Origin of the sequence: uncultured Oxalicibacterium sp. (genome assembly GCF_913776015.1) — a bacterium.
Lineage (GTDB): Bacteria > Pseudomonadota > Gammaproteobacteria > Burkholderiales > Burkholderiaceae_D > Oxalicibacterium.
The window spans coordinates 38,884-49,473 of record NZ_CAJYMD010000070.1 but is presented as its reverse complement, the minus strand read 5'-3'; the positions used below and the strand labels follow the sequence as shown (position 1 = coordinate 49,473).

Sequence of the window (10,590 nt, the reverse complement as noted above, 5' to 3'; positions counted from 1 at the left end):
CCCGCATCGACTTGCTCCTGTACTTGCGAATGATCGCGCGTGAGCTGAACGAACGCACCCTCACGCAAGCGATAGCAACGCGAATCGCCTAGATGAGCTAACACTAGTTTGGAATCGCAAAACAGTGCGGCAACCAGCGTCGTACCCATGCCGTGCAAATGCGCCTCGCCCAAGGCAGCGGCGCGAATGTTGTCATTGGCTTTTGTGATCGCCCCAACAAGCAGTTGCCTCAAATCGCTGATTTTTGCCTGATCGTCAGCTTCTGCCATGCATTGCATGGCATCCCTCAGATAATTCACCACGCCATCTGCCGCCATCCGGCTGGCGACTTCACCGGCGTTGTAACCGCCCATGCCGTCGGCCAGTGCAATGATGCCGTGCGTCACATCAAGTGCAATCGCATCCTCATTATGCGCACGTACCAAACCGGTGTCGGTTTGCGCTGCGACATGAAGAACGAGGGATGACATCATGAAAAAATTGAACGTGGTGACGAGGATGCGTCCATTATCCACGGATTAACACTTCACCCAAAACGATGCAGCAAGTGATCCGATGTAGTCGGGTGAAGCTTCGGACAAAGCTTGCCCACTATAATGCGGGTAAATCGCGGCAGCTGCCTGTCCGGCATTGCCATCAATTATTCACATTGCATTCACAGAAGAAGATGCGCCCATGCGCATCGCACCATCATTCCATGACAACGCGTATTTATACCCACGAAGATTGCCTCGATCACCAACCGGGCTCCGGCCACCCCGAATCGCCGGAACGCCTGAAAGCCGTGCTGCGCGTATTACGCACACCGGCCTTCGATGCCGCCGAATGGCGCGATGCGCCGATGGGAACACGTGAGCAGGTTTTGCTGATCCATACTGAAGACCATGTAGCAGACGTCGAAGATGCTGCGCCAGTGCGCGGCACCATGCCGCTCGATGGCGGCGATACGGTCATGTCACCCGGCTCACTGGATGCCGTAATGCGTTGCGTAGGCGCAGCCTGCGCGGGTGTCGATGCGGTGCTGGATAACGAAGTCCACAATGTATTCTGCGCGACACGTCCTTGCGGCCACCATGCAGAACCCAATAAGGCAATGGGCTTCTGCATTTACAACCAGGCGGCCATCGCCGCTGCGTACGCCTATGAAATGCACAAACTCGAACGTGTCGCAGTCATCGATTTCGATGTGCACCACGGCAATGGCACGCAGGCTGCGTTCTACGATCGGCCGGAACTGTTTTATGCGTCCAGCCACCAATCGCACTTCTACCCATACTCGGGCCTGGAATCCGAAACCGGTACTTCGCACAACATCGTCAATGTCCCGCTGCCACGCGGTTGTGACTCAGCCCTTTTCCGCGAACAGATCGCGGCCAAGATGCTGCCTGCGATTCGTGATTTCAATCCTGAACTGATCATCATCTCCGCCGGCTTCGATGCCCACCATCTCGATCCGCTAGCTGGTCTGAAATTGCAGGATGACGATTACGACTGGATCACGCGTGAACTCATGTGCATCGCCGACGATACCTGCGAAGGTCGCATCGTATCGATTCTCGAAGGCGGTTATAGCCTGGAAGGCTTGGCATCGGCCACAGCCGTACACGTCAAGGCACTGATGGACCACTGACTTAATGAACAGACAAATAAAAAGCGGACTTTGATCCGCTTTTTATTTTAATAACAAAATGAGGGATTTGTTGTCTTCACACGACAGCACAATATTTCTACAAAACCCTGCCTAATCCCGCAAGACCCAAGCCCAGCGACACTTCTCCGCCTTTTCCCGCGCCCCATATTCATGGGATCACATTGCCGCAATTCGCTTTCGAAAATATAATAAGAACGATTCGCATTTATTTAATCGAGTATTCTTTCGGCAGACTATTCGCATGCACTCATGCTGATTTCGGTAAAAGGGCTGGCGCTCAAAACCGCGGCATAAGCAAATCTGATACGCACACGACAAGCTGTTTTCTCATGACTACCGCCACCCATTCGGACATCGAAGCGCTCTATACAGCACATCATGGCTGGCTGCGTACTTGGCTGCACCGCAAGCTGGGCTGCTCGTTCGATGCCGCCGATCTGGCGCAGGATACGTTTGTACGCGTGATCAGCAGCGATCAACGCAAGGAGGCACTCTCTCTTTTGCGAGAACCTCGTGCCTATCTGAGCACCATCGCCAAAGGCTTGATGGTGGATATGTTTCGCCGTCGTTCACTCGAACAAGCCTGGCTCGAAGCACTTGCCACGCTCCCCGAAGAAACGGCAATTTCTCCCGAAGAACGATTCGTGATCCTGGAAGCATTGCAAAGGCTGGATGCCTTGCTCGATGCCCTCCCCGAAAAAGTACGCACGGTATTCCTCATGTCGCAACTGGATGGCATGACCTACGCCGATATCGCCTGCCGGATGAACCTGTCCCTGCGCACCGTCAAACGTTACATGCAGCAGGGATTCGTGCAATGCCTGACGCTGATGCTGTAATGCACATGGGTGCCAGCGTTCCTGTCGATCAGCGCATCATCGTCGATGCCGCTGGATGGCTCGTCAAAATACATGCGCATGACATGACGGCGACCGATCACGCTGCCCTGGCGCGCTGGCGTCAGATCAGTGAGGAACATGAACGTGCCTGGGCCGCAGCCAATGATCTGGCGCGCACCTTCGGCACAGTGCCCCCGGGACTCGGCAAAACGACGCTAGGCCGTCAACGATCACGCCGTACGGCACTCAAGACCTTGGCCATTCTGGCAACGGCCGCGCCAGTCAGTTGGTTCACCTGGCGTTCACTCACACGCGAGCGTTACCAGACCGCTTCGGGTGAGTGGCAAACTCACACACTGTCCGATGGCAGTACCGTACGACTTAACAGTGGCAGTACGGTGGATATCGCATTCAATGACCAGCGACGGCTTGTTCGCCTACAGGAAGGCGAAGTCCTGATCGAAACCGTGCACGATACGGCAGGAAAGAATCGTCCGTTTCTGGTTGAAACGAAGGAAGGTACGGTGCGTGCACTGGGTACCAGCTTCATCGTCCGACAACATGTCGGCAGCACACAGGTTTCCGTACTCGAACATGCTGTCGAAATCCTCACCGGCCGCAACCAGCGCCGCCTGCTCGAAGCGGGTGAAACAACCTATTTCACACGTCAGTCGATCTCGACAAACAACACCATCGACGTCGCAAGCACGGCATGGACACAAGGCATCCTGATCGCAGACAACCAGCGACTGGGCGATTTCATTCAGGAGCTTTCTCGCTATCGTCCCGGCATGCTGCACTGCGATCCGGCGGTCGCCGATCTGAAAATTTCGGGTGTGTTCCAACTGGCCGATACCGACCATGCCTTGAACATTCTGCAGGAAACCTTGCCCGTTGCACTTCACACACGCACACGTTACTGGATCACCGTCGCTGCGGCAGAGAAAAAGACAACAATGCGCAGCCGTTGAATCCGAACTTTTTTCAAAAAAATCGAAAAATCGTGGCCCCTTTTTGCAGATCGTTCGGCAAGTCAGTGAAGAAGCAATACAACTGACTACCAAGGAATGATCATGCATCTTGAATTACAAACGCGGGCCGGCAATCATGCACGCGCCCTTCATCCCACGCCACTTGCCCACGCCGTGGCGACCGCACTGCTCAGCATGGCACTGGGAGGTGCCGTACTGGCTCCTGCGTACGCACAAACCAACACCGCAACCAATAGTGCCGTCAAAAGCTACAACATCCCCGCTGGCCCTCTGAGTCAGGCTCTCTACAGCTTTGCAGGTAATGCCGGCATTACACTTTCTTTCGAACCTGGCTTGACAGAAGGTCTGCGCAGCAACGGCTTACATGGGAATTACTCCGTGCAACAAGGATTGGATGCCTTACTCGGCGCGCACAATCTTGAGGCAGTCGCCGGCAATGGCGGCTATCGCCTACGTCGCGTAGTACAAGATGCAAGCACACTGCCAGCCATCAATGTGGCAACAACCACCGTAACTGATTTATCTCCCGCCTATGCCGGCGGTCAAATTGCGCGCGGTGGCAGCCTGGGCCTGCTGGGCACCCAAAACGTGATGGATACCCCTTTCAGCACCAACAACTACACCGCTGAACTACTGGAAGACCAGCAGGTTCGCACTCTGGCAGATGTGGTCGTGAATGATGCTTCGGTGCGTATGACCACAGGCAGTACCGGGTTCGACGATACATTTCAGATTCGTGGTTTTGCAGTCAGCGCCACGGATGTGGGATTTAACGGGCTGTATGGCCTCATTTCGCAAAACAGAGTGCCAGCCCAACTTATTGAACGTGTTGAAGTACTAAAGGGGCCAGGCTCATTAATGAATGGCATTTCGCCGAATGGAAGCGTCGGCGGTGGGCTTAATATCGTGAGCAAACGTGCTAGTGACACGCCTCTTACAAGGCTGACCGCGCTCTACAGTGGCAAGGAGAATTTTGGTCTTGCAATTGATTTAGGCCGACGTTTCGGTGAGGACAATGCTTGGGGTCTCCGATTCAATGGCCTTTTACGGGATGGCGAAGCCACGATCGATGGAGGTAATCAGCAAACAGGCCTTGCAGCATTGGGGATCGACTATCGCAGCAGCCGTTTACGCTGGTCTCTTGACGCGATTACGCAAAGAGATGATACGGACAATTTCCGGCCACAGATCAGTCTAGATGCGGGATTATCATCAATTCCGGCGCCACCGGATGCACGCTCCAACTGGTATCCGGGAACAACGCTGGTACAAAAAGACTCAACACTTGCCACTCGTCTTGAGTACGACCTCACAGAGGTCGTCTCGGTCTACGCTGGAATTGGTTATAGAGATGGTACAAACGATCAGATTTTCCCTAGCACTTTGCGCACAGCTCCGGTTAATGCAGCAGGCAATTTCACGGTACAAAATAATTATTACGACTCATACACAAAAACAACGAGCGCAAATGCAGGTGTGCGCTGGCGTTTCAATACAGCCAGTGTTGGACATACGCTTACCGCTGCCGTGACAGAAATGCGGCAAGAGGCAGGCAATGCCTATATCACGGGAAATACTGCCGCTTCAAATATTTATAATCCATCGGCCTTACCTTCAATTACCTCTGCTCGCACTTCTCCCAATAAGGCCTCGGAAACGACATTGAGCAGTATCGCGATTGCGGATACGCTCTCTTTTGCAAATGATCGGTTGTTATTGACACTTGGCGTACGCGATCAAACCGTAGAGCTCAGAAGCTTTAATACATCCACTGGCATCGAAGGTACGCCTTACAAGGCAAGTACAGCTTCTCCGCTAGCTGCGATCGTATTCAAGCCTGTTGCCAATGTAGCTGTTTACGGGAATTACTCCGAAGGTCTTTCACGAGGTCAAATCGTCGGGGCTGGCTATGCAAACACCGGTGCGGTTCTCGCTCCATTTAAATCGAAACAGTATGAGGTTGGCGTAAAAATCGATTTTGGAGGAATAACTACGACTGCGGCTGTGTATGAATTACTCCGCCCCAACGCAATTCGGAATGACACCAATGCACTTGCTTATGATGGAGAACAACGTAACCGTGGATTGGAGCTTTCAGCTTATGGTGAATTAAAACGTGGGCTTCGCGGCATGGCTAGCATCGCGTTTGTGGACCCAAAACTGACCCGCACAGCCGGTGGTATAAATCAGGGGAATGATGCCGCAGGTGTCCCTGATACCACAGCGAGCGCAAGTCTGGACTGGGATGCACCTTGGTTAGCTGGCCTAGCATTCAATGGTCGTGTGATTTATACATCAGGTTCTTACCTGAATGCCAGCAACACCCAGAAATTTGACGGGTGGACACGGTACGACATCGGCGCACGTTACCGTACTGCCATTAATGGCAAACCGATTGTATTGCGGGCCAATATCGAAAACCTGTTAGACAAAAACTACTGGTTGACGACAGGCACATACGTGACGGTCGGCTCACCGCGCACATTGGTGCTTTCTGCTTCCATCGATTTCTAAAACAGTTGCATCTAATTTCAGCGCAAAAAACCTGCCCATGTGACAAAAGCCATTCCATAAACCGCGATCAAATCTTGCCGGCTAAAAAGGATCGCTGATGCATGTGCACCCCAAAAAAAGCCGTTGCGAAATCCTTCGCAACGGCTTTTCTACATTTTGTGGCTTGATAGAACGCGTTCGTCAGAACCACATCATCCTTTCTGCGCTATCGCTTCTGTCATCAGGAAACAGGATCATGTTCCCAGCAAACGCTTGTACCCCTCCACCAACCAATTATTCGTTCGCACCACATCTTCCGAAAATTCCGAAGCCTGCACACTGACACGCGGCACCGTCGCCAGATCGGTTTGTGCACCGATGCGCTCTGTCGAGGGAACGTAAAAGCCAGGTGGCAATGTGCAGCCGTCAACCACCGCGTTATGTCGAACCACGCAGCCTTCACCAATCGTGCAGTTGAACAAGACGCTATTGAAACCGATGAATACCTTGCTCCCCACGTTGCAGGGGCCGTGCACGATGGCACGGTGAGCGATCGAGGTATAGGCACCGATCGTGACGGCAGCGCCTGATTTCGAATGGATGACGACGCCATCCTGAATGTTCGAATGGGCACCGATGACAATGGGCTGCATTTCACCCGTGGCATCCACTTCATCGGCACGAATGACGGCATAGGGGCCGATGAAGACGTTTTCATGCACGATAACCTTCCCACACAGGATAGCGGTCGGATCGATAAAGGCACTCGGGTGAATGACCGGTTCATCGCCTTGCGGATTGGGGCGGATCGTTCCGAAAGGCTTTTGCTTCACCATGGGAATGGATCCTCCATCTGCATCCATGCTTCCGGTCCCGTCGCCATTTCGGCATCGGTCAGCAGGCAGGCATCGAATTGTTCCGTCAGTGCGGATTGGTCCAGATGCATGCCGATCAGCACCAGTTCCTGCCGCGCATCGCCGGTTTCAGGCGACCACTCGGCACGTATGCGTGCCACGCTTTCTGGATCCTCAGGCCAATTTTCCTGCGGCACGGCGGCCCACCATAAACCGGCGGCACCGTGCCGGCAAATACTTCCGGCTTGCGACCACGAGGCTGCATATGTCGGCCGACTGGCCAACCAGAAAAAGCCCTTGGAGCGCACAACCCCCGGCCATGCGCGTTGCGTCAATGCGTAGAAGCGTTGCGGATGAAAAGGCCGACGCGCACGATAGACAAAGCTGCCAATGCCGTAAGTTTCCGTTTCCGGCTGATGCGTGCCACGCAATTCCTGCAACCAGCCCGGCGCCTGCGATGCCTGCTCGAAGTCGAACAGGCCTGTATCGAGCACCTTGTCCAGCGGCACCTCACCAAAGCGTGATCGTTCGATACGCGCCCGCGGATTCAATCGTTGCAGGATGACCGTCAAACGCTGTAACTCGCCTTCACTGACCAAGTCGGTCTTGTTCAGAATCAGTACATCGCAAAACTCGACCTGCTCGACCAACAGATCGACTACCGTGCGCTCATCCTCATTCCCCATCGATTCGCCACGCTGACGCAGTTCGTCGTGGGATTCATAATCCTTGAGGAAATTGAACGCATCGATCACGGTCACCATCGTGTCCAGCCGCGCCATGTCGGACAGGCTTTTGCCTTTTTCATCGGTGAACGTGAAGGTTTCCGCCACCGGCAAGGGCTCGGAAATCCCGGTCGATTCAATGACCAGTTGATCGAAGCGCCCCGCCTGCGCCAGCTTGGTCACCTCTTCCAGCAAATCCTCGCGCAAGGTGCAACAAATGCAGCCGTTGCTCATCTCGACGAGTTTTTCGTCCGTGCGCGACAGGTCTGCCCCGCCGTCGCGCACCAGTGCGGCATCGATATTGACTTCCGACATATCGTTGACGATCACGGCAACACGCCGCCCCTCACGATTGGCGAGAATATGGTTCAGCAAAGTGGTCTTGCCAGCACCAAGAAAACCGGAAAGTACCGTAACAGGTAAGCGATTCATCTCATTCTTTCGAAACATCGATCAACATATTTGCAACTTTGTTGCATAATACATTAATGCAACAAAGTTGCAAATATGGGTCATCACGACGCTATGACAAATCAAAAATGGCGTTCGATTGACAATGAGCAAACTGCCAATACTGACTGTAAAAAGAATGTAAAAAGTTGTCAGGCAGGCGTTGTATTTGCGGCGTGAACCGGGAAACAGCGGGCAAACGCATCGACGCGACCAACTTCCATCGCTATACTGAAAATCGTTTCCATGTGGAAATGCAATTCTGTATCAAGGATGTCGATGAACACGCCACACCTCGTTAATACCCCCTCTACTCCCCTCGAATTTCTGGCATTTACCCTCGGCAACGAAGAGTACGGTATCAATATCCAGACGGTGCAGGAACTGCGCGGTTATGACGCCGTCACGCAAATCGCCAACGCACCGGATTACCTGAAGGGCGTTATCAACCTGCGCGGTACCATCGTCCCGATCATCGACATGCGCATCAAGTTCAGCCTGAGCGAACCTGTCTATGATCAGTTCACGGTTGTCATCATCCTGCAAATTGGGGGACGTACGATCGGCATGGTAGTCGATAGCGTGTCCGACGTACTTACACTGACTCCTGAACAAATCAAGCCCGCTCCCGAGATGGGCTCGACGGTGGCTACCGACTATCTGCTCGGTCTGGGCACCGTCAACGAACGTATGCTGATTCTGATCGACATCAGCCAACTCATGCAATCCAGCGAGATCGGTCTGATCGAAAAACTCGCCGCCTGATTTCTCTCTTTCTTGTAAAACCTGATCATGATGAAAAACATCTCAATCAAGCTGCGTCTTGTTTTAACCATGGGCTTTTTAGGCTGCATGCTGATTGTCGGCGGTGCCATGGGCGTACTTGGCCTGCAAGCAAGCAACAATGTCATCAAAGAAGCCATTACGGTTCGCATGCCATCGGCAGAAGCTGTGCAAAACATGATGGTTGCGCTGCTGCAGTCCCGCGCCACACTAAGCCGCGTCGCTCTCCGTCCTGATGCGCCCACTGCGAATACATCAATGGCACGCGCGCAGGAACTGAAAACGGAGTCTGACAAAGCATGGCAGAACTATCTTGATTTGCCGGCAACGGATGAAGAGAAGAAACTGTCTGATGCTGTGGTCCGCGATCGCGATGCTTATCTCAAGGTTGGGCATACAGCACTTATCGAAGCGATTAACAACAAGAACACCGCCGAGATAGAAGATATTCTTACCGTGAAGGTTTCGCCTGTCTTTCAGGCTCTTCGAAAGAGCTCAACGGCTTTGGCTGATTATCAGAAAAATCTGATCGCAGAGCAGTATGCGCAAAGTCAATCGACGTTTTCGGTTTTCCGCATCGTGGCCATTGGTGGCGTGTTGTTCGGTTTAATTATCGTAGCCATTTCGGCACTCTTTCTGATTCGCGCAATTACACGACCCTTGCAGGAAATGCTCGGACATTTTGAAGCCATTTCTGCAGGTGATCTGACGACACGCATCGAGGTCAAATCGAAAAACGAGATGGGTACGTTGATGGCTGGCCTGCAAAAGATGCAACAACGTTTGCGCGAAACAGTGACCAAGGTACGTGAAGGCAGCCTGACGATTGGTACCGCAACGACACAAATTGCCGCAGGCAATCTGGATTTGTCGAGCCGCACCGAACAACAGGCTGCGTCCCTTGAAGAAACTGCCTCGTCAATGGAAGAACTAACATCCACCGTCAAGCAGAACGCTGACAACGCACGCCAAGCCAATCAGTTGGCTGTCACGGCGTCAGCCGTTGCTGGCAAAGGCGGAGCCGTCGTCGCCGAGGTGGTAGATACGATGGGATCGATCGACGCGTCGGCACGCAAGATCGTGGACATCATCGCCGTTATCGATGGCATCGCTTTCCAGACGAATATTCTGGCATTGAATGCTGCAGTCGAAGCTGCTCGTGCCGGTGAGCAAGGACGTGGATTTGCCGTCGTGGCAGGCGAAGTGCGCAGCCTTGCGCAACGTTCGGCCGCTGCGGCCAAGGAAATCAAGACACTGATTGACGACTCCGTCAACAAAGTCGATCAGGGCAGCAAGCTGGTCGCGTCAGCCGGGACCACGATGAAGGAGGTCGTCGACAGCGTACGACACGTGACAGACATCATGAGTGAAATCCTCGCTGCCAGCCAGGAACAAAGCTCTGGTATCGAACAAGTCAATACTGCCATCAGTCAGATGGATCAGGTAACACAACAGAACGCGGCCTTGGTGGAAGAAGCCGCTGCCGCAGCGGCCTCCCTGAACGAACAGGCAGAGAAACTGACCGAAGCTGTCAGCGTGTTCAAGCTCAACAGTTTTGATAGCCAGACACAACAGGTTCAACCGAAAACGATGACGCGTTCGCTACCTGTCGCTCCTGCAAAAACCGCGGCGACGAAAAGCGCCACAGCGGCGGCACTGGCAGCACCTGCTGCGATGGCAGCCGCCAGCGGAACGAGCGAAGACGATTGGGAACAGTTTTAATTCCCCTGTATTTTTTACAAAAATCCGCCATTCGGCGGATTTTTTTGTGCGTTTTACAGGCACGGTCTTTCTTGTGAATCG

General features: G+C 53.4%; 10 protein-coding genes. 6 read left to right on the top strand and 4 right to left on the bottom strand.

The window, feature by feature from the left end; all coding sequences use genetic code 11:
* The coding region (locus QZ725_RS12715) for a protein phosphatase 2C domain-containing protein (RefSeq protein ID WP_293780143.1) at positions 1 to 470 on the bottom strand (470 nt) is incomplete at its 3' end.
* Positions 471 to 697: 227 nt separating this feature from the next.
* Between QZ725_RS12715 and QZ725_RS12710 the strand changes: the two genes are divergently transcribed.
* The 4 genes from QZ725_RS12710 (at position 698) to QZ725_RS12695 (ending at position 5,996) form a co-directional block, all read left to right on the top strand.
* The gene (locus QZ725_RS12710; RefSeq protein ID WP_293780140.1) at positions 698 to 1,630 is read left to right on the top strand and encodes a histone deacetylase family protein; all 933 of its coding nucleotides are present in this window, start codon (positions 698 to 700) and stop codon (positions 1,628 to 1,630) included.
* A gap of 350 nt (positions 1,631 to 1,980) precedes the next feature.
* Positions 1,981 to 2,490 (top strand): sigma-70 family RNA polymerase sigma factor, encoded by a 510-nt coding sequence (locus QZ725_RS12705; protein WP_293780138.1) that lies wholly within the window; start codon positions 1,981 to 1,983, stop codon positions 2,488 to 2,490.
* A complete protein-coding gene (locus QZ725_RS12700) occupies positions 2,469 to 3,461 on the top strand; it encodes a FecR domain-containing protein (protein WP_293780135.1) in 993 nt (330 codons plus the stop codon). The genes QZ725_RS12705 and QZ725_RS12700 overlap by 22 nt, the downstream gene beginning before the upstream one ends.
* A 102-nt stretch (positions 3,462 to 3,563) precedes the next feature.
* On the top strand, positions 3,564 to 5,996 hold the full coding sequence (locus QZ725_RS12695; protein ID WP_293780132.1) for a TonB-dependent receptor: 2,433 nt from the start codon (positions 3,564 to 3,566) through the stop codon (positions 5,994 to 5,996).
* A 233-nt stretch (positions 5,997 to 6,229) separates the two neighbouring features.
* On the opposite strand, the gene QZ725_RS12690 is transcribed toward QZ725_RS12695, so the two are convergent.
* The 3 genes from QZ725_RS12690 to QZ725_RS12680 form a co-directional block, all read right to left on the bottom strand.
* Positions 6,230 to 6,811 carry a carbonate dehydratase gene (locus tag QZ725_RS12690; RefSeq protein ID WP_293780129.1) on the bottom strand — a complete coding sequence of 194 codons (582 nt, stop codon included), beginning with the start codon at positions 6,809 to 6,811 and terminating at the stop codon, positions 6,230 to 6,232.
* Complete coding sequence (gene zigA, locus QZ725_RS12685) at positions 6,805 to 7,986, bottom strand: zinc metallochaperone GTPase ZigA (RefSeq protein ID WP_293780126.1); 1,182 nt, start codon at positions 7,984 to 7,986, stop codon at positions 6,805 to 6,807. Before zigA ends, QZ725_RS12690 begins: the two co-directional genes overlap by 7 nt.
* Before the next feature lie 170 nt (positions 7,987 to 8,156).
* On the bottom strand, positions 8,157 to 8,291 hold the full coding sequence (locus QZ725_RS12680; RefSeq protein WP_293780123.1) for a hypothetical protein: 135 nt from the start codon (positions 8,289 to 8,291) through the stop codon (positions 8,157 to 8,159).
* Between QZ725_RS12680 and QZ725_RS12675 the strand changes: the two genes are divergently transcribed.
* Together QZ725_RS12675 and QZ725_RS12670 are read left to right on the top strand one after the other, a co-directional pair.
* Positions 8,284 to 8,769: a chemotaxis protein CheW gene (locus QZ725_RS12675; RefSeq protein WP_293780120.1), complete on the top strand. Its 486-nt coding sequence runs from the start codon at positions 8,284 to 8,286 to the stop codon at positions 8,767 to 8,769. The genes QZ725_RS12680 and QZ725_RS12675 overlap by 8 nt on opposite strands.
* Before the next feature lie 30 nt (positions 8,770 to 8,799).
* Complete coding sequence (locus QZ725_RS12670) at positions 8,800 to 10,509, top strand: methyl-accepting chemotaxis protein (protein ID WP_366774260.1); 1,710 nt, start codon at positions 8,800 to 8,802, stop codon at positions 10,507 to 10,509.
* Positions 10,510 to 10,590 lie beyond the last annotated feature (81 nt).

Bases quoted from the DNA above. Each gene is read 5' to 3' on its own strand.
- QZ725_RS12710 (WP_293780140.1), top strand. From the start codon at position 698: ATGACAACGCGTATTTATACCCACGAAGATTGCCTCGATCACCAACCG.
- QZ725_RS12675 (WP_293780120.1), top strand. From the start codon at position 8,284: ATGAACACGCCACACCTCGTTAATACCCCCTCTACTCCCCTCGAATTT.
- QZ725_RS12690 (WP_293780129.1), bottom strand. From the start codon at position 6,811: ATGGTGAAGCAAAAGCCTTTCGGAACGATCCGCCCCAATCCGCAAGGC.
- zigA (WP_293780126.1), bottom strand. From the start codon at position 7,986: ATGAATCGCTTACCTGTTACGGTACTTTCCGGTTTTCTTGGTGCTGGC.
- QZ725_RS12700 (WP_293780135.1), top strand. From the start codon at position 2,469: ATGCCTGACGCTGATGCTGTAATGCACATGGGTGCCAGCGTTCCTGTC.
- QZ725_RS12705 (WP_293780138.1), top strand. From the start codon at position 1,981: ATGACTACCGCCACCCATTCGGACATCGAAGCGCTCTATACAGCACAT.
- QZ725_RS12670 (WP_366774260.1), top strand. From the start codon at position 8,800: ATGAAAAACATCTCAATCAAGCTGCGTCTTGTTTTAACCATGGGCTTT.
- QZ725_RS12695 (WP_293780132.1), top strand. From the start codon at position 3,564: ATGCATCTTGAATTACAAACGCGGGCCGGCAATCATGCACGCGCCCTT.